General features: G+C 42.8%; 17 protein-coding genes and 4 pseudogenes. 13 read left to right on the top strand and 8 right to left on the bottom strand.

Features of this window, described 5'->3' with window-relative positions; genetic code table 11:
* Positions 1-98 precede the first annotated feature (98 nt).
* The 7 genes and pseudogenes from HADU_RS11275 (at position 99) to HADU_RS11245 (ending at position 8714) form a co-directional block, all read left to right on the top strand.
* Positions 99-425, top strand: a complete 327-nt coding sequence (locus HADU_RS11275) for a hypothetical protein (RefSeq protein ID WP_008306560.1) — start codon at positions 99-101, stop codon at positions 423-425.
* Between the two features lie 222 nt (positions 426-647).
* Positions 648-1665: pseudogene (locus tag HADU_RS11270) on the top strand (aspartate carbamoyltransferase catalytic subunit).
* A gap of 10 nt (positions 1666-1675) precedes the next feature.
* The gene (locus tag HADU_RS11265; protein ID WP_008306557.1) at positions 1676-2914 is read left to right on the top strand and encodes a dihydroorotase; all 1239 of its coding nucleotides are present in this window, start codon (positions 1676-1678) and stop codon (positions 2912-2914) included.
* Positions 2915-3098: 184 nt separating this feature from the next.
* Entirely contained in the window at positions 3099-4592 is a 1494-nt protein-coding gene (locus HADU_RS11260) for an OmpA family protein (protein ID WP_008306554.1), read from the top strand.
* Positions 4593-4718: 126 nt separating this feature from the next.
* On the top strand, positions 4719-5498 hold the full coding sequence (locus HADU_RS11255) for a Rossmann-like and DUF2520 domain-containing protein (RefSeq protein ID WP_004894145.1): 780 nt from the start codon (positions 4719-4721) through the stop codon (positions 5496-5498).
* 137 nt (positions 5499-5635) lie between these two features.
* A pseudogene (locus HADU_RS11250) lies at positions 5636-7244 on the top strand (GMC family oxidoreductase).
* Positions 7245-7286: 42 nt separating this feature from the next.
* The gene (locus HADU_RS11245) at positions 7287-8714 is read left to right on the top strand and encodes a coniferyl aldehyde dehydrogenase (RefSeq protein WP_004894151.1); all 1428 of its coding nucleotides are present in this window, start codon (positions 7287-7289) and stop codon (positions 8712-8714) included.
* A 167-nt stretch (positions 8715-8881) separates the two neighbouring features.
* Here the strand turns inward: HADU_RS11245 and trmB are convergent.
* Together trmB and HADU_RS11235 are read right to left on the bottom strand one after the other, a co-directional pair.
* Positions 8882-9597: pseudogene (gene trmB / locus HADU_RS11240) on the bottom strand (tRNA (guanosine(46)-N7)-methyltransferase TrmB).
* A gap of 158 nt (positions 9598-9755) precedes the next feature.
* Positions 9756-11201: a SulP family inorganic anion transporter gene (locus tag HADU_RS11235; protein ID WP_004894158.1), complete on the bottom strand. Its 1446-nt coding sequence runs from the start codon at positions 11199-11201 to the stop codon at positions 9756-9758.
* Positions 11202-11419: 218 nt separating this feature from the next.
* On the opposite strand from HADU_RS11235, the pseudogene HADU_RS11230 reads away from it, so the two are divergent.
* Positions 11420-12032, top strand: a pseudogene (locus HADU_RS11230) (glutathione binding-like protein).
* A gap of 72 nt (positions 12033-12104) precedes the next feature.
* Here HADU_RS11230 and HADU_RS11225 read toward each other — a convergent pair.
* The 5 genes from HADU_RS11225 to HADU_RS11205 all read right to left on the bottom strand — a co-directional run bounded on the left by HADU_RS11225 (position 12105) and on the right by HADU_RS11205 (position 14856).
* The gene (locus HADU_RS11225; protein ID WP_004894161.1) at positions 12105-12887 is read right to left on the bottom strand and encodes a thiazole synthase; all 783 of its coding nucleotides are present in this window, start codon (positions 12885-12887) and stop codon (positions 12105-12107) included.
* Positions 12888-12901: 14 nt separating this feature from the next.
* Complete coding sequence (gene thiS, locus HADU_RS11220; RefSeq protein WP_004812315.1) at positions 12902-13099, bottom strand: sulfur carrier protein ThiS; 198 nt, start codon at positions 13097-13099, stop codon at positions 12902-12904.
* A 28-nt stretch (positions 13100-13127) separates the two neighbouring features.
* On the bottom strand, positions 13128-13493 hold the full coding sequence (locus tag HADU_RS11215; RefSeq protein ID WP_004894164.1) for a DUF423 domain-containing protein: 366 nt from the start codon (positions 13491-13493) through the stop codon (positions 13128-13130).
* 118 nt (positions 13494-13611) lie between these two features.
* On the bottom strand, positions 13612-14481 hold the full coding sequence (gene rpoH, locus HADU_RS11210; RefSeq protein WP_004894167.1) for an RNA polymerase sigma factor RpoH: 870 nt from the start codon (positions 14479-14481) through the stop codon (positions 13612-13614).
* A 141-nt stretch (positions 14482-14622) separates the two neighbouring features.
* The gene (locus tag HADU_RS11205) at positions 14623-14856 is read right to left on the bottom strand and encodes a sulfurtransferase TusA family protein (RefSeq protein ID WP_008306543.1); all 234 of its coding nucleotides are present in this window, start codon (positions 14854-14856) and stop codon (positions 14623-14625) included.
* A gap of 383 nt (positions 14857-15239) precedes the next feature.
* On the opposite strand from HADU_RS11205, the gene HADU_RS11200 reads away from it, so the two are divergent.
* A complete protein-coding gene (locus HADU_RS11200) occupies positions 15240-15455 on the top strand; it encodes a cold-shock protein (RefSeq protein ID WP_004894173.1) in 216 nt (71 codons plus the stop codon).
* Between the two features lie 98 nt (positions 15456-15553).
* The gene (rhlB, locus tag HADU_RS11195; RefSeq protein WP_004894176.1) at positions 15554-16705 is read left to right on the top strand and encodes an ATP-dependent RNA helicase RhlB; all 1152 of its coding nucleotides are present in this window, start codon (positions 15554-15556) and stop codon (positions 16703-16705) included.
* 58 nt (positions 16706-16763) lie between these two features.
* On the opposite strand, the gene HADU_RS11190 is transcribed toward rhlB, so the two are convergent.
* On the bottom strand, positions 16764-17144 hold the full coding sequence (locus HADU_RS11190; RefSeq protein WP_004812322.1) for a hypothetical protein: 381 nt from the start codon (positions 17142-17144) through the stop codon (positions 16764-16766).
* Between the two features lie 259 nt (positions 17145-17403).
* Here HADU_RS11190 and HADU_RS11185 point away from each other — a divergent pair, with 259 nt between their 5' ends.
* From HADU_RS11185 to HADU_RS11175, 3 genes are all read left to right on the top strand, one after another.
* Entirely contained in the window at positions 17404-17985 is a 582-nt protein-coding gene (locus tag HADU_RS11185; RefSeq protein ID WP_004894177.1) for a nitroreductase family protein, read from the top strand.
* A 28-nt stretch (positions 17986-18013) separates the two neighbouring features.
* Positions 18014-19087 (top strand): NAD(P)H-dependent glycerol-3-phosphate dehydrogenase, encoded by a 1074-nt coding sequence (locus HADU_RS11180; RefSeq protein ID WP_004812326.1) that lies wholly within the window; start codon positions 18014-18016, stop codon positions 19085-19087.
* Between the two features lie 78 nt (positions 19088-19165).
* Positions 19166-19621 carry a phosphoglycerate mutase family protein gene (locus HADU_RS11175; protein WP_004894181.1) on the top strand — a complete coding sequence of 152 codons (456 nt, stop codon included), beginning with the start codon at positions 19166-19168 and terminating at the stop codon, positions 19619-19621.
* The last annotated feature ends 18 nt before the right edge of the window (positions 19622-19639 follow it).

Here is a 19639-nt window from a genome sequence, read left to right as displayed (position 1 = left end):
AATCAAATTGGTATGGAAATTGCTCCTTATACAAAATGAGACTGTAACCACTGGGGAGGGGTTACAGTCTCATTTTTTAAAATAATTGGGAGTTTAAAATGGTAAATGGGGATAGCTTTTCAATTGCAACTTTAATTTATGCGCGTTTAAGACGCGTTTCCGGTCGTGTAATTGATGCAATCTATCTGTCTGAAAATAAAGACTATGCAAAGCATGTGATTGAGCTGGCTATAGCAACTCAAGATGAGGAGTTATCACGACTGGTAGAAAAATTAAGACAGGTTTTCGATCTGTCTATGGATCAGGATGAATCTCTAACAGATACAACTCAGCATGTTCAGGATGACTTGATTGTTGTGGAACCGACACAAGAAGATATTCATCGCGCCCAAGTTGCCCATCGTTATATTGGCGCATTGCGCTAAGCTGGTTATGAGTGCAGATGCTCCAGACTGATGCACTCAGTTTTTGCATGTAAAAACAGCAATCTGAGAAAAAGGTTAAATTATCTTATTGAAAAAATACATAGGAATTTCAAAATCAATTTTTATTATCAAGTCGGTTTTTGTACAAGTAGCCGATTTCCCAAGTGCGAACAGAGGTGAATCTCTGTATAATACGTTGACTTAACGTATAAGGAATCTCTCATGCACTTGGCTGCATTGCATACACCGAGCCAGATTCAACTCAATAAAGAAGGCAATACTAAAACACTTCTTGACTATCGAAGGTCTTTCTAAAGAAACTCTTACAAAAATACTGGACACTGCGGCGTCCTTTTTTAATGACCAAAATCAGCTCATTACCAATAATTTGCTCGAAGGGCGAACGGTAATGAACCTCTTCTTCGAAAACTCTACCCGTACCCGTACCACTTTTGAAGCAGCTGCAAAGCGCCTTTCTGCTAACGTTCTTAATATTGATATCGCACGTTCAAGTACCTCTAAAGGTGAAACGCTGCGCGATACCTTGTGGAACCTTGAAGCAATGGCAGCGGATATTTTCGTGGTGCGTCATTCATCTTCTGGTGCAGCGCATTTTATTGCCAAAGATGTTTGTCCGAATCTGGCTATCATTAATGCGGGGGATGGCCGTCATGCCCATCCAACCCAAGCCATGTTAGATATGCTCACGATTCGCCGTGAGACCAAAAAGAATTTTGAAGATATTTCAATTGCGATTATCGGTGACATCAAGCACTCACGTGTAGCGCGTTCGGATGTCGCAGCTTTGCAAACCTTGGGCTGTAAAGATATTCGTGTTATTGCACCCAATACTTTACTTCCTTATGGCTTCGATGATTACGGTCCAGAAGTTCGTTTGTTCAATAATATGGAAGACGGCATCAAAGACTGCGATGTGATCATTACCTTACGTATTCAGAACGAGCGGATTGATTCACCGGCGCTATCTTCACAGGCTGAATTCTACAAAATGTACGGTCTAAACAAAGAACGTCTGGCCATGGCAAAACCAGATTGCATCGTCATGCACCCGGGTCCAATGAACCGTGGTGTGGAAATTGATTCCAGTATTGCAGATGGTCCACAGTCAGTGATTCTGAATCAGGTGACCAATGGGATTGCAGTACGTATGGCGGTGTTGGCACTTTCAATGCAGGGCCAGCTCCAGGAACAAGGTTTGATTGAAGCGATTGCGGTATAAGGAATAAGTCATGTCTATTGTTAAAATTGAAAATGTTCGAGTTCTAGACCCAATTGCAAACACTGATTCAGTCGAAACTGTTTATCTGCAAAATGGCAAACGTGTCGCAGAAACTGCAAATGTTCCAGAAACTATTGATGGAAAAGGTAAATGGCTGATGCCTACCATGGTCGATCTGTGCGCGCGTTTGCGTGAGCCTGGTCAGCAACAGCATGGCACCTTGAAGTCTGAAGGCAAGGCAGCACGTGAAAATGGTATTCTGCATGTGTTTACGCCACCAGATTCAAAGCCAATCGTGCAGGACAATGGTGCCTTGATTCATGGTCTGGTTGAAAAAGCCATGCTGGATGGCGGCATCTATCTGGAAGTGATTGGTGCGCAGACACAAGGTTTAAATGGACAACAGCCCGCAAATATGGCGGGTCTGAAAAAAGGTGGTTGTAGTGCTGTATCCAATGCCAGCGCGCCGTTTGCCAATGATGATGTGGTGCTTCGTACCCTGGAATATGCAGCAGGTCTTAACCTGACTGTAGTGTTCTATGCAGAAGAACCGCAAATTGCCAAAGACGGCTGTGTGCATGAGGGTTTTATTGCATCACGTCAAGGTTTACCAATGATTCCGGCACTGGCAGAGACAGTCGCGATTGCTAAATATCTGCTGATGATTGAAGCAACTAAAGTGCATGCACACTTTGGTTTGTTGTCTTGTGGTGCCTCTGTTGAGCTGATCCGCATTGCCAAAGAAAAAGGTCTCCCAGTAACATGTGATGTGGCGATGCATCAGTTACATTTAACTGATGCACTGATTGACGGCTTCAACTCACTGGCTCATGTTCGTCCACCATTACGTTCTGAATCAGATAAAGAGTTACTGCGTCAAGGCGTGAAATCTGGAGTGATTGATGCGATCTGTACCCATCACGAACCACTCAGCAGCTCTGCAAAAATGGCGCCGTTTGCAGAAACTCAGCCTGGCTTTACTGCATTTGATACCTTCCTTCCATTTGGCTTGCAACTGATCAAAGAAGGTCTGTTTAGTCCATTGGAATGGGTAGAGAAAGTGACGATTGCACCTGCCAAGGTCGCTAAAATGCAAGAGCGCTGGATGAATGAGGCAGGTTGGGTGCTGCTTGATCCTGAAATGGAATGGACTTTGACGAAAGAGAGCATTGTGTCACAAGGTAAAAATACACCATTGATCAATCAAAAGGTTAAAGGAAAAGTTTTACAAAGCTTTGTGCCAGCATAAATCATTTCCTGATTGTTTTTATTAAAGTCAGCTTCGGCTGGCTTTTTTTATTTTGGTAAACATATCATTAACTAGCACTATTGAAATGTTATGATTTTCATACAACTATTTACATTTTCTAAAAAGATCGGGTTTTAAACTGAATAAATATTAATCATTAAAAAATCAAAAGAATGGTGACTTTATGAATGACGACCTGATTCAACGATTAAAATATCATGTTACTCCGACGGTGCTGCAAGGCGAAACAGAATATGTTGCTACCAAAGAGCAGGCGCTGGCTCAATTTTATCCTATTTTCCTGAGCATATTGCGTGTGCATCCGGAACAGGCAGAAACTCTCAGTCAGCAATTAAATCCAAAGATCAGTGAATTGTTCACAGAAAAACCTGAAATCAAACAACGTCTGCTCGAGCATCTGGCCAGCCTGTCCGATAGCGTGCCACAAGAGCAGCTTGAACAGACCTTAAACCGTTCGATTAAACCAACTATTGAGTATCTAAAAACAGAAGCTGATGCATCTAATCCTGATGCAATTAATTATGTAATTGAAACCAATAATGATTCAATTCAAAAAGCGTTGCCGACCTGGGCATCACAGCTGTTACTTGCTATAGGTGCATCGCCACTGGTTGGCCATCATCCAACACCTGTACCGGGAATTGATCCTGAACCTGTTGAACCAGCGATTCAAAAAGAAAGAAGATCACGTTTTTTAATTCCGGTCATTGCCTTTATTATCGTGGCTGCTTTAATTATGTTCTTCTTCCGAGGCTGTACACGTGATGATGATCCAGATGATATCCGGGATATGCAAAATGCATCTAAAGCAGTCGCAACTGAAACTGCATTTCTAAAATTAAGTACTGGAAGTGAGGGGCAGATTACTAGCTGTCAGGTACAGATTAATGATCCTCAGTATATGGAAATTCTACAAAACGAGATCAAACAGATTTTTAATTATAATATCGGTTGCGGTTCAGAAAATAATGATAATTACCATTCTGAATTCACCGATCAGGATACGATTCCATCTGTATTAAAAGCAATGCAGGGTGTGCCAAATGTCAGCTTGCATTGGGAAGGAAAACAGGTTTCTGTACAAGCCGGGAATTCAGCCGATGCTGAACGTATTGCAGGTGAAATTCGCCAGCTAGCAAAAAATATGACGGTCATTACCCAAAAACCTATTAGTACTGCAAAGGCGATTAATACGCCGAGCAATGAAGCTGAAAAAGTCTTGGCAAGTATGCCTATAGAACAAATCCAAGCCTTAGATGTTGCGACAGCTTTAAATCTGCAAGCAATTAACTTTGCTCCAGGTTCAACTGAAATCCCGACCATCAACCAGTCGATTCTGGATCAGACAGCAGCTTTAATGAAACGTGCGCCACAAGTTCATTTACGAGTGATTGGTCACACAGATGCTCAAGGCGATGAAGAACTAAATAAACAACTTTCTTTACAGCGTGCTCAGGCGATTGTTAACTATCTGGTAAAACAGGGGGTCGATCCTGCCCAGTTGAATGCGATAGGTATGGGGCCGGCTCAACCCAATGCATCAAATGCTAAAGATGTAGACCGTTATAAAAACCGTCGTATTGCCTTTGAAGTCATGAATACCAATACCGGGACTGTACGTGCGGTCGATGACCAAGGTGTAAAACAGAAGGTGTAAATTTAAGACTAAAGAACGGTTTATTTAAATAGCCTATTTAACTAGATTGATCAAAATGAAAAGGACGAATTGCTTCGTCCTTTTTTTATTGGCATGCTGTGCGCAATTGATCAGGAATATGAGTAAATGCGGATTACTATCATCGGGGCAGGGCGAGTGGCTTATCATCTTACCCGTGTATTGTCAGTACAGCATGAGATTGTGCAGATTTATAGCCGGACCTTGGAAAAAGCACAGCAATTGGCAGATCAATTCCAGGCACAGGCAATTGAAAAGCCTGAGCAACTGGATAATCGTGTGGATCTGGTCATTATTGCGGTTAGTGACCAGTCAATTGCCATGGTTATTGAACAGATTCATCCATATTTACCGAATAACCTGATCGTACATACTTCCGGCAGTACTCATTTAGATGTGCTGAAACAAATCCATGTACGTGCTGGTGTATTCTATCCATTACAAACCTTTAGTCTGGAACGTGAGATTAACTGGGAAAATACACCTTTATTTATCGAAGCACATGATCGCGAAGACCAAAATATCCTTCAAAATTTAGCAACTAGCCTAAGCGGTAGAGTTTATTCGTATAGTTCAGCGCAACGCCTAAGTCTGCATTTAGCTGCAGTCTTTGCATGTAATTTTAGTAACTACTGTTACGACATGGCCAAACAGGTAGTCGATGCACAGCAAGTGGATTTTGGTCTGCTTTATCCATTAATTCTGGAAACAGCAAATAAAGCGACACAGAATGATCCACGCCAGATGCAGACAGGTCCTGCTATGCGGAGAGATCAAAATATTCTGAATATGCATCAATCCATGCTGGAACAGTCACAACGTGGTGATCTGGCAGAAGTATATGCCTTGATGAGTCAGCAGATCCTGCAACGCCATCAAGCTTCCTGAACCTGAAAAATATATAGGTAACTGAATTGCATGCAGATTTCTCGATCAAGCATCGAGTTTAATTCTGAATATCAATTGTTCTATTTTCAGAAAATATCTTAAGTTGAGAAGATAATAATGAAAATGGAACAATAACAATGCAACAGGAATTTGACTACATCATTATTGGTGGAGGGAGCGCGGGATGCGTACTGGCCAGCCGTCTCAGTGAAGATCCCACTATTTCTGTCTTTTGGAAGCAGGTGGGCAGGGCAATGCCTGGACAGTAAATATTCCGGCAGCCTGTGTCATGAGTTTACCAACCATAATTAACAACTGGGCTTTTGAAACCGTTCCACAAAAAGGATTGAATGGACGTAAAGGTTATCAGCCACGTGGTAAATGTCTGGGGGGTTCCTCAGCAATTAATGCCATGATTTATATCCGTGGCAATCGTGCCGATTATGATGATTGGGCAGCACAAGGCTGTACTGGCTGGTCTTATGATGAAGTACTGCCATATTTTATCCGATCTGAGAATAACCATCGCATTCAGAATGAATATCATGGTAATGCAGGCCCTTTACATGTATCCGATGTGCAAACAGACAGTATTTTCCATGAGCGATATTTACAGGCAGCACGTGAGCAGGGCTATCCAGTGCTGGATGATTTTAATGGTGCAGAGCAGGAAGGCTTAGGGGTTTATCAGGTGACTCATGATAATGGTGAGCGTTGTAGCGCAGCTCGAGCTTATCTGTTTCCACATTTGAATCGTCCGAATTTGACCATATGGACTAAAGCCACCACGCATAAAATTATAATCGAACAAAAAGCGGCAGTTGGGGTGCAGGTGCAACATGCGGGTCAATTAAAAACGTTACGAGCACGACAGGAAGTTTTGCTCTCGGCAGGTGCTATGCAATCTCCACACCTATTGATGCTATCTGGAATTGGTGATGCTGAAGAACTGAAACAACACGGTATCGAGCTCAAGCACCACTTGCCAGGGGTTGGAAAGAATTTTCATGATCACCCCGATTTTATTTTCGGCTATAGCGTCAAGGAATTTGCCGGAACTTTCGGGATATCCATGTCAGGTTCACTGGATATGTTTAAGCAGATTGGGCGATATCGCAGTGAACGCCGCGGCATGATTGCGTCTAATTTTGCTGAATGTGGAGGATTCATTAAAAGCTCGCCAGCACTGAAAATTCCCAATCTGCAACTGCATTTCGTGGTGGCATTAGTGGATGACCATGCACGTAAGTTCCGCAGAAACCACGGTATTTCCTGTCATGTCTGTTATTAAATCCACGCAGCCGTGGTTCAATTAAACTGAGCGGGCCAAATATTCATGATCCGCTATTGATTGATCCAAATTTCTTGAACGATGAACGCGATTTGGATGATCTGGTCCAAGGCTTTAAACTGACACAAAAATTGATGCAGTCACCATCGCTTTCCAGTCTGTATAAGCAGGATTTATTTACTGCGCAGGTAAAAAATGATGAGGATATTCGGGAAATCCTGCGCAATCGGGTAGATACGGTGTATCACCCAGTCGGTAGTTGCAAGATGGGCGTTGATGATATGTCTGTAGTCGATCCTGAATTATGTGTCTATGGCATTCAAAATCTGCGGGTGATTGATGCTTCAGTCATGCCATCGGTCGTGAATGGCAATACCAATGCACCAACAATTATGATTGCAGAAAAAGCTGTGGATCTGATCCAGGCAAGACAGCAAACATCGAAAGTTGCTTAAAAATATGAGAATTTCTTTTTACAGAATAAATAGGGACCGTATATGACGTCATGGGAACAAGGTGCAAACCTAGATATTACCAAATACATGCAGGATATTTTCCAGCAGCAGCGCCAGGCATGTTTGCAAGCAGCATATCCAGACTATGAGCAGCGTCAACAGCAACTTAAAACACTATATCAAATGGTGGTGGAGCATCAGCATGAGATGGCTGCTGCTATTAGTCGGGATTTCTCGAACCGGAGTCTTAACGAAACCAAGCTGTTTGAAGTGCTGACCAGTTTGAATGGACTGAAACACAGCTTGAAACATCTGAAAAAATGGATGAAGCCGAGTAAACGTCAGGTTGGTATTCTGTTTCAGCCAGCCACGGGTTATGTGATGTATCAGCCGGTAGGCGTGGTTGGTATTGTGGTGCCGTGGAATTATCCGCTTTTCCTCGCCATAGGTCCTTTGGGCCAGGCCTTGGCTGCGGGTAACCGGGTCATGCTGAAAATGAGTGAATATACCCCGGAATTTTCCAGTCTGTTTCAACAGCTGATTGCCCGTTATTTCCCAGCTGACCAGATTGCTGTAGTTACGGGGGATGCACAAGTCGCGCAGCAATTTACTAATTTGCCATTTGATCATTTGCTCTTTACTGGCGCGACTTCAATTGCACGTCATGTGATGCATGCGGCGGCGGAGAATCTGACCCCAGTCACACTGGAGCTCGGCGGTAAGTCACCTGTTATAGTCGCGAAAGATGCTGATTTACAGGAAAGCGCACGCCGTCTGGCTTTTGGCAAAACCATGAATGCCGGGCAGACCTGTGTAGCACCAGATTATACATTTGTGCATCAGTCACAAATCCAAGCTTTTATTGAAGCTTACTTCGATGCTATTCGACAATTTTATCCAAATAGTATTTTAAGCAATCCGGATTATACAACCATCATTAATGATCGGCAGCTTGCTCGATTACAGCGATATATTGAGGATGCTCAGGCCAAAGGTGCACAGTTGCATCAGATTGAACATGGGGGAGATGGGCGCCGTTTGCCGCACCTGGTCCTGACCAATGTTCATGACGATATGTTGATCATGCAGAATGAAATCTTTGGCCCACTTCTACCTGTCATTGGCTATGAGCAGATGGATGAAGTAATTAACTACATCAACCAGCATGACCGGCCATTGGCACTATATTATTTTGGCTATAACAAAGCTGAGCAACAAAAAGTATTACATGCGACACATAGCGGTGGAGTTTGTCTCAATGAAACCTTGATGACGGCAGGTATGGAGGATATGCCCTTTGGTGGGATTGGCCCATCTGGAATGGGACATTATCATGGACATGAAGGCTTTAAGACCTTTAGTCATGCCAAGTCGGTATTTAGCCGTCCAAAATTCAGTTTGATGAAGCTGATTTATCCACCGTATGGCAGTTCGATTTTAAAATTGATTTATCGTATCTTCTTGCGTTAAAGTGAGTAATGCCTAGGAAAAATTGCCTGGCATAAAGATGATCAATCTATTTTTCTTTCTAAAATTGATTTCAGATATTCTGATCGCGATCATTCATTAATTCGAAGATAAATTCTTTTCATAAAAAAGCGCTGAATTATCAGCGCTTTTTTTGGATTCCTCTTGGATTAAGAGATTTTCTTAAAGATAAAGTCATTAATCTTGTGACCGGCTTCAATACCACGACGCTCGAATTTGGTTTGAGGACGCCAGTCAGGACGAGGATAACTGTTGCCTTTACCTGCCAGGTTTTCCAAACGTGGACGCTCTTCAAGCACTTCCAGCATCCATTCAGCATACGGTTCCCAGTCAGTCGCAGCGTGGAATGTACCGCCGAGCTCTAACTTTTGTTCAACCAATGGCATGCGGTCGTGTGATACGAAACGGCGTTTGAAGTGACGTTTTTCTGCCATGGATCAGGGAAATACAACTGCACCGTGTTGATACTGTTATCCGGCATTTCACGTAGGACTTGAATTGCATCGGCATCCAGGACACGCAAGTTGGTTAAGCCTTCCATACCTGCTTCATACACACATTGTGCGATGCCAGGTACGTGCACTTCAATACCGACAAAATTACGTTCAGGATTGGCTTTGGCCATCAATACCAGTGAACGACCCATACCGAACCCGATTTCTACAGTCAATGGACGTTCAGGGTGCTCAAAATGCTGACGCAAATCACCCACCGGATATTCCAAAATTAAGTGACCATATTGTTCAAGCGCAGTACGTTGAGAGGTATTTAATGGCGCTGAGCGGCGCATAAACGTCACAATTTCACGGTGCTCGCTTAAATTGTCCAGCTCCACGACTTGCTGGTCTAATTGATCGTTCGACATAACTTTGGCAAATCTAAAAATTCAGAATGCGGTATTTTAAGTCCTGAGCGGAGCAAGTCAAACTTTTCTCAGGAATTCACTACTAAAAACTGGCATTGAGCTTATTCCTCAGAAAAATAAAAGGGCCAATTGGCCCTTTTAAATCATATGAATGATGATCAGGTTTGATAACGGTCGACCAAAGTACTGCTGGCTTCATTCAGTCCAGTCACCTGAACATCAATTCCTTGGGCTTTAAATTTCTGTACGACGTTATTGAACATATTCACAGAAGTGACATCCCAAATATGGGCATGGGTCAGATCAAGTTCAACAACTGCCAGGTTTTCCTTAAAGTCAAAGAACTGATAGAAACGGTCTGAACTGCTAAAAAAGATCTGCCCGGAAATCACATAACGACGAGAACGTTCATCTAGCAAATGAGTATATACGTGAACCGTATTTTCCAGTTTGTTGATAAAGAACAGGGCAGACAATACCACGCCGATTAACACGCCTAATGCCAGGTTATGGGTCACCAAAACTACCAGCACAACAGTAATCATCACCACATTAAAAGCAAGCGGATGCTTGTTAAACTGCTTGATAGCACCCCACTGGAAGGTGGTAAATGACACCATGATCATAATGGCTACCAGTGCTGCCATCGGGATATAAGCCAGCCAATCTTTTAGAAATACCACTAGGCAAAGTAGGAACACGCCTGCCACAAGCGTAGACAGACGGGTACGTGCACCAGACGAGACATTGATAATCGACTGTCCAATCATGGCACAACCGGCCATTCCACCCATAAAACCGCTGACGATATTGGCCATACCCTGACCACGGCATTCCTGATGGCGGTCACTTTCAGAATCGGTGACTTCATCGACTACAGTGGTGGTCATCATGGTTTCAAGTAAACCGACAGTGGCCAAAGTCGCTGAATAAGGAAAAATAATTTGTAGTGTTTCAAAGTTCAGCGGAATTTCTGGAATCAAGAAAACTGGTAAGGTATCTGGAAAATGTCCTAAGTCACTCACGGTACGCATATCTGATCCGAGGACAAGAGCCAGACCGCTGAGGACGATAATACAGATCAGTGGAGAAGGGATGGCTTTACCAATTTTCGGAAGATAAGGAAATAAATAGATAATTGCCAAACCGATCGCAACAAACAGATAACCGGTCACATCCATTTTTTGCATTTCCGGGATTTGCGCAACAAAAATCAGAATCGCCAAGGCATTCAAGAAGCCATAGACCACTGATTGCGAAACAAAGCGCATCAATTTGGCAACTTTAAATGAACCGGCAATTACCTGAATAATCCCGGTTAATATAGTGGCAGCCAGTAAGTATTGCAGACCATGCTCCTTGACCAAAGTAATCATGAGGAGCGCCATCGCACCAGTTGCTGCCGAGATCATTGCTGGGCGACCACCGAAGAAGGCAATAGATACCGCGATACAGAAAGATGCGTACAGACCGACTTGAGGATCGACGCCAGCAATGGCAGAAAACGCAATCGATTCTGGAATGAGGGCTAATCCGACCACCAGGCCAGCCAGAACATCAGTGCGGATATTGGAAAACCATTCTTCTTTTTTCAGACTTATCACAGAATTTCATCATTTCACTTTTAACCCCGCGTATCTTAATCGTCCTGGTATAAAAATCCACACAAGAATGACTTGAAAATGTCTGGAATATACTCAATATTGAAGAAGTAAATGTCTTTTGGCGGCAGTTACGCTTTTTTGCAATTTACAGGTTTGATCACTTGAAAGTTTGTTAGAAGCGATTTAAAACATTGAGAAGTAGATAACAAGGATCAGAAATGAAGCTTTACTATGCACCTGGTGCATGCTCGTTGGCAGCACATATTATTTTAAATGAAATTAATGTTGATTTTGATTTGGAACGTGTTGATTTAAAAACACAATAAAACTGAGAAAGGCACAGATTATTACGAGATCAATCCAAAAGGCTATGTTCCAGCACTGGAAATTAACCCGGGCCTGATTCTGACTGAGAACGTTGCGATTCTTCCATTTCTGGCACAACACGATCCAAAACAAGATTTAATTCCTCCATCAGGTATGGGACGTGCCAAAGTCCTGGAATGGTTAGGTTACCTAAACTCAGAATTACATGATGCTTATGCGGTATTCTTTGGTGCGCCAATGGATGAGGAAGCCAAGAAAAAGGCGTATGCAGAAATTGACCGCTTATTAAGTTACATTGATAAAGCCATTGGTGGATCAGACAATGATTACCTGGTGGATGATAACTTTGGACCAGCAGATGCTTATCTGTTTGTACTTACTAACTGGTCAAATCATATCGAACACGATTTGACACCTTATAAAAATATCATTCACATTCGTAATAAAGTCGCAGAGCGTCAGTCAGTACAGATTGCTATGCGTGATGAAGGATTAATTCCTTAATACATCGTAGCAAATCAATAAAGGACTCGATTGAGTCCTTTATTTTTGCACTTAATTTTCTTATCAACGAGTTTATTTAAAGAAATAACCTGTCTCAGGCGAGCTGGCATTCGCCATACGCTTATGTGGCATGCGACCCGCTAAGAATGCTTCACGACCAGCTTCTACTGCTTTACGCATAGCAGATGCCATTAAGACTGGATTCTGTGCTGCTGCAATGGCTGTATTCATCAACACGCCATCACAACCGAGTTCCATCGCAATTGCTGCATCACTGGCTGTGCCGACACCAGCATCGACCAGTACAGGCACTTTGGCATTTTCCTTAATGATAGAAATGGTATGAGGATTCAGAATTCCCAGACCTGAGCCGATCAAACTTCCCAAAGGCATGATCGCAACACAACCCATGCTTTCCAGTTCCTGCGCCACGATTGGATCATCTGATGTATACACCATAATTTCAAAACCATCATCAATCAGGGTGCGTGCTGCTTTTAAAGTTTCAGTGATATTTGGATATAAGGTTTTTTCGTCACCCAGAACTTCCAGTTTTACCAAGTTATGACCATCCAGCAGCTCACGTGCCAGCATACAGGTGCGTATAGCACTGTTAGCATCAAAACAGCCAGCGGTGTTTGGCAGAATGGTATATTTTTCGGGTGGAATCACGGATAGCAGATTTGGCTGGTCAGGATGCTGGCCGATATTCACGCGACGGATTGCAACCGTAACAATTTCAGCACCACTCGCCTGAATCGCCTGATCTGTTTCCTGTAAGTCTTTATATTTTCCTGTACCAACCAACAGACGTGACTGGAACTGGCGTGAGCCAATTTGAAGTAAATCTTGCATAGTATTTCCGAACCTTAGCCGCCACCGACAGCGTGAATAATTTCGATTTTGTCTGCCTCACAGATTGGCGTTGCTGCCAGTCTACTTTTGGGAACGATCATTTCATTGACTTCAACGGCATAGCGCTTACCTTCAAGCGCAAGGTGCTGAACCAGTTCCATTAAGGTGGTGCAGTCAGTCTGTTGTTGTTCGCCATTGATATAGATGTTCATTTTGGCACCCTCTGAATGTGATCAGTTCTTACTTGATGTATTTAAATGCATTCCAGGCCAGGGTCAGCCAGCCTGCAATCATCAGTGCGCCTCCGATCGGGGTAATTGCACCCAAACCACGCGGTAAACCAAGTGCCATAATATAAAGTGAACCACTGAACAGTAAAATGCCCAATTGAATCAAAATAAAACTTGGTTTAATCGGCAATTGTGGAATCACTTTTGCCAGAATGCCTAACAGCAACAAGCCGAGCGCATGATAGAAAAAGTAATCGGTTGCAGTCTGCCACCAGCCAAGCTGTGCTTCAGTTGCACGTGCTTTCAAGCCATGCGCACCAAAAGCACCCAGCATTACTGCAAGGGCCAGATTAATCGCTGAAATTGCAATCCACATCTGAACTGATCTTCCTGTAAATTTTGCGCTTAACCTTAGCATAAAAGTACGGGCTGAAACACCGTATTAAAAGACAAAAAAGCCTTCACATCTGAAGGCTTTATACAGGACATGAAATCTAGTTGGAAGACATCGCAACTTTAATTTTTTCCATGGCATTCTTTTCCAGCTGACGAATACGTTCGGCAGAAACGTTATATTCTGCGGCAAGCTCATGCAGGGTAGATTTTTCATCATCCAGCCAGCGACGCTGCAAGATGTTACGTGAACGGTCATCTAGTTGTTCCATGGCATCGTGCAGGGCGGCTGTACTTTGTTCTTCATAGTCTTCATTTTCAATCAGACGTGCCGGATCATAACGGTTATCTTCCAGATACAGCGCTGGAGCGACATGACCTGAACCTTCATCGTCATCATCACCTGAAGCTTCAAATGCTGCATCATAGGCAGTCAGTCGCCCTTCCATTTCCAGAACCTGTTCGGGGGTCACATTCAGGTCATTGGCAATTGATCGAGCCTCATCTAATGTCAACTTTTTAGATGACTTTTTCAGACTACGCAGGTTAAAGAACAGTTTGCGCTGAGCTTTAGTTGTCGCAATTTTGACAATACGCCAGTTACGGATTACATATTCGTGGATTTCAGCCTTAATCCAGTGCACGGCAAAGGAAACAAGACGAACACCCATATTCGGGTCAAAGCGTTTAACCGCTTTCATTAAGCCAAGGTTACCTTCCTGAATCAGGTCACCTTGAGGCAGGCCATAACCTGCATAACTACGTGCAATATGGACTACAAAACGCAGGTGAGACATCACCAGCATTTTTGCTGCATCCAGATCTTGGTCATAGAAATATCGGTCTGCCAACTCTTTTTCTTGTTCGGCAGTTAAAATAGGAATCTGATTGACAGTACTAATATAAGCACCGAGATTGACACCTGGCGCCGATAATGACAGGGGCATCAATTGATTGCTGCTGTCACTCATGTGTTCTCCTTGAGGAATAACGGGATCATTCCCAAATCTAAGATTTATGTTAATCCAATCTCCAGTCAAATGATGGATATTTGGGTAGAGATATGTAAACTTTTATACGAATGTGGAGATAAATAGTTTAATTGAAAATTTTTAAGATTCAATTATGTAGTGAAACTCCACGTCAGAAATTTGTTGCATATCATACTTCAGCTGATTTAACTCACAGTAACGCGAAACATCAATCTGGCTGTGTGGATCTGATGATTTCAGCAGAAAGGTTTCGCCGGGATGGCTTTTCAGGGCACGCTTTAACATCAATAACGGCATAGGGCATGGTTTACCTATGGCATCGACGGTGCGAATCTGATCTGCGTTGTCAATCATTTCCGTAATATTCATTCGACTTTAAAAGGGGTCTAAATATTAGCAAATAGGATGCCAAATCCCAACTTTTTTAAAAAAATATAAACGAAATAATAATTAAAAAAACCTTATGCAAATTTCTGAAAAAAATAGCGAAATCAATTAGAACAAACCTAAAAAAAGGCTATTAATTGTTATAAACCCATGTTAAGCTCGATGAGTTAGTGGGATTTTAGATAAACAAATTGATTGTTTTTCGTCCTGCAAATAAATGGATGTAACCGGGATTTTGTTAATAGTTTTACAGAATGATTACAAGCTTAAAAATAATATTTTCAAACTTGTTTGCTCTGCTGTTTGCAACACCGGGTGGTCCTTCTTTTCGGTACAATGAGGATTAACTTATGACAGTTGCTCGCGAACAAGGCGTAGTTAAGTGGTTTAACGATACTAAAGGCTTCGGCTTTATTCAACGCAATGGTGGTGATGACGTATTCGTTCATTTCCGTGCAATCCAAGGTGACGGTCACCGTTCACTTCGTGATGGCCAACGTGTTGAATTCAGTGTTGTAAAAGGCCAAAAAGGCTTCCAGGCTGAAGAAGTTCAACCATTAGACTAATCTTCGGATTAAGCTAATAAAACGCCCCAATATAAATTGGGGCGTTTTTTGTTTATACTGTCTGTATCTTAGTGATTATCTATTTAGAGCACCGCTTTATGTCATCTGGTTTTGAAACCTTAAATTTACATCCTAATCTAAAACAAGCGATTGATGCTTTAGGCTTTTCTTCTATGACGCCTATTCAGGAGAAGGTTTTAAAATTCACATTGGCAGGTCACGATGCAATTGGTCGTGCGCAAACGGGTACGGGCAAAACAGCGGCCTTCCTGGTGAGTATCATCAATGATCTATTGAATAATCCTGTTCAGGAACAGCGTTATCGTGGTGAGCCACGTGCACTGATTCTGGCACCGACTCGTGAACTTGCACTACAAATCGAAAGTGACGCGCATGAGCTGAACAAGTTTACTGATCTGAGTGTCGTGACGCTGCTTGGTGGTGTGGATTTTGACAAGCAAAAAGCACAGCTCGATAAGGCACCTGTGGACATCATGGTTGCTACTCCAGGTCGCTTGATTGACTTTGTTGAACAAAAAGAAGTTTGGTTAGATCAGATTGAATTCCTGGTGATTGATGAAGCAGACCGCCTGCTGGATATGGGCTTTATCCCTTCAGTGAAACGTATCGTACGTTTCTCGCCACGTAAGGAACAGCGCCAAACTCTGATGTTCTCGGCAACTTTTAGCTATGACGTATTGAATCTGGCACAACAGTGGTTATTTGAACCCGTAACGGTTGAAATTGAGCCAGAAAAGAAAACCAATGCGGACGTTGAACAACGTGTATATATGGTTGCCAAGGCAGATAAATATAAACTGCTACAAGACATTTTGCGTGATGAACCGATTGAGAAGGTCATGATTTTTGCCAACCGTCGTGATCAGGTGCGTAAACTCTATGATCATCTGAAACGTGACAACTATAAAGTGGTGATGCTTTCTGGTGAAATTGCCCAAGACAAGCGCTTAAAAATGCTGGACCAGTTTAAAAATGGAAAACACAATATCATGATCGCAACTGATGTAGCAGGTCGTGGTATTCATGTGGATGGTGTATCGCATGTAGTGAACTTTACCCTGCCAGAACAGTCTGATGACTATGTACACCGTATTGGTCGCACTGGACGGGCCGGGACTCGTGGTGTCAGTATCAGTTTCCTGTCGGAAGACGATGCGTTCTATCTTCCAGAAATTGAAAAAGCGATTGGTCAAAAATTACCATTGACCCGCCTGGAAGGCTATTGCTAATTTCCAGTTCGTAAAAAAACCGCTCATTGAGCGGTTTTTTTATCTAGCTAAAAATGCTTTAGTTAGACTGGCAACGGAAAGTCAGGGTAGTTTGGTAATCATCATCTGAATTAATGCTATTGCCTGTACCTGCAATATTACCAAGTACTGTGGCAGCAGCCTGAATAATCTGCCCAGTCTGCTCATCTACCACGCCTTTCAGTGCGCCATCATAGGTGGACTGTTCATCTACAATAATAGCTGTTGATCGTGAACCACAAGTTTTAGAGGCGGCGTTCACGGCATTATTTTTGGCAATGACTTGGGTCTTACCTAATCCGGTGACTTCAAATTGATTATTTTCTTTGCGGATTGCAGTTGTGTTGGTTGGATTAGTACTACACGCAGTCAGAGCGAGTGCAGTGGCAATAGCTGCACCCATTGTTAATATTTTTGTCATGTCTAAAAACCCGTCAAGATCAGATAATCGTATAATTAATCACATAATCATCTTTAGAATCTGTACAGCATGTATAAATTTGGAAATTTTCAGTATTAGCCATGTCATTCTCGTAAACGCTATTTAATGATTGTTATCAGAAACGAAAACAGTGAGCTAAATGTATCTGAGCAAGAAGAATAAAAATGAAGGATATAGAGAATCCCAAGATGAATATGCTAATCTTGAATACAGTTTTTAAGTATAGAAATACAAGGCAATGACCGAATCAACGATCGAAATCGTTCATCAGAATATTCATCAACGTCAATCTATTGGTCAGCTGATTGCCCCGGCACCCAATGCTGAACAGCTGGAAATAGCCTTTCAGGCTGCGCTGACTGCGCCAGATCACCACCGTTTAAAACCTACTGAATTTGTAGTTATTCCAGATGATAAGCGTGAAGCTTTTGGTGAGTTATTGTCTCAGGCATTAATCGATCTGGGCCAAACTGAAGCTGCTCAGATTGAGCGGGTAAAACATCATCCTTTCCGTGCACCTTTACTGGTTCTGGCTTTGACCCGTTTAAAAGATCATCCCAAGGTGCCGCATTTTGAGCAGATTCTGAGCTCTGGTGCCGCAATTCAGAATTTCTTATTGTCCCTGCAAGCTCAAGGTTTTTCGACCATGTGGCGTAGTGGCGCTGTAGTAGAATCGTTATACTTTAAACAGGCTTTAGGAATTTCAGGTGATGATCTGGTTTCAGGCATCATTTATATTGGAACGGCGGCAAAAACTATTGCGCCACGTGCAGAAATCCATACAGAAGCATTTGTCAGCCAGTGGAATCCATCACATTAATTTGGCTAGATAAGGATATTAGAAACACATGTCAGAATTAAAATTTTCAGATCTGGTTGAACCTGTAGAAATTGATCGTAAGACTGCGTTGCGAATTACAGTGTTGGGTGGTGGTAGTTTTGGTACAGCAATGGCAAATACTGCAGTACGCAATGGCTGTGACACCATGATCTGGATTCGTGATGAAGCCACGGCTGCGGATATTAATGCCACGCATATGAACAAGCGTTACCTGCCAGATTTTCAGCTCGAGCCTGCATTATTGGCAGTTTCTGATTTAGAAAAAGCAGTACGTGATCGTGACATTATTCTGGTGGCAATTCCAAGCCATTCTTTTCGTGATGTGCTGAAGCAGATTAAGCCTTTTATTAGCTCTCAGGCCGTGATTTCACTGACCAAAGGTATTGAAGCGAAAACCTTTAGTTTTATGAGTGATATCATCCGGGAAGAATTACCTGAAGTGCCATATGGTGTACTTTCAGGCCCGAACCTGGCGAAGGAAATTGTGGCGGGCCAGCCAGCAGGGACTGTGATTGCAAGTGATTCTGAACTGGTGCGTTATGCAGTACAGCAAGCTTTGCACAGTGCTTTATTCCGTGTCTTTGCCAGCGATGATGTGCATGGTGTAGAGCTTGGTGGTGCGCTGAAAAATATTTATGCAGTCGCAATGGGTATGGCAGCCGCCTATAACGTCGGTGAAAATACCAAGAGTATGATTCTGACCCGTGCCTTGGCAGAAATGAGCCGTTTTGCGGTGAAGCTTGGTGCGAATCCATTAACCTTCCTGGGGCTGTCGGGTGTAGGTGATCTATTCGCTACCTGTAATAGTCCGTTAAGCCGAAACTATCAGGTTGGTTATGCGCTGGGTAAAGGCAAAACTCTGGAACAGGCAACTACTGAACTAGGTCAGACGGCGGAAGGGATTAATACTATTGTACAGGTAAAAGCACGTTCAGAAGAACTGGATGTATACATGCCAATTACCTGTGCCTTGTATGCTGTGATCTTTGAAGGTGCACCGCCGATGAGTATTGCAGTGTCTTTAATGAAAAATGGTCATCGCAGTGATGTGGAATTTGTCTTGCCACATCATCAAGTCTGATTTATAAGTGATGGAACTGTATGATCAGTCTCATATTATGACCTGATCAGCAGCTTGAATGAACGAATAGGGAAATGTATGCAACTGACACTCGTACGTCATGGCGAAGCAGCTCCACCGGTAAATGGTAACGACACCAAGCGCCCTTTGACCGAACGTGGACATCTACAGGCAGAACAGACTGCTCAATACCTGAAAGACATAGTTAAACCTGAAGTCTTTGTAGTGAGTCCGTTGCTTCGTGCTCAGGAAACTCTGGCACATTTGCAGGCTTTCTATAAAGATGTACCGGTGGTGATCTGTAATGCCATTAAGCCGGATGATGATGCCAAAGTGGCTGTGGAGTGGTTGTCTCAGTTACCGTATGAATCAATTGTCGTGGTTTGCCATATGAATGTGGTGGCACATATTGCTTCCATTCTGACAGCGGAGTCTTTCCATCCTTTTCATTTGTCAGAAGCTCGCATTTATGATCAGGCAGTGATTGCAGCAGGTTTATCGACACAGTTAAAAAGCTTTATTCCAACAGTATAAAAAACTATTAAAACGGCA

It is taken from the genome of Acinetobacter sp. HA, from assembly GCF_000264725.1.
Classification (GTDB): Bacteria; Pseudomonadota; Gammaproteobacteria; order Pseudomonadales; family Moraxellaceae; genus Acinetobacter; species Acinetobacter schindleri.
The sequence above is the reverse complement of the archived record's forward strand: the minus strand, read 5'-3'. Positions and strand labels throughout refer to the sequence as shown.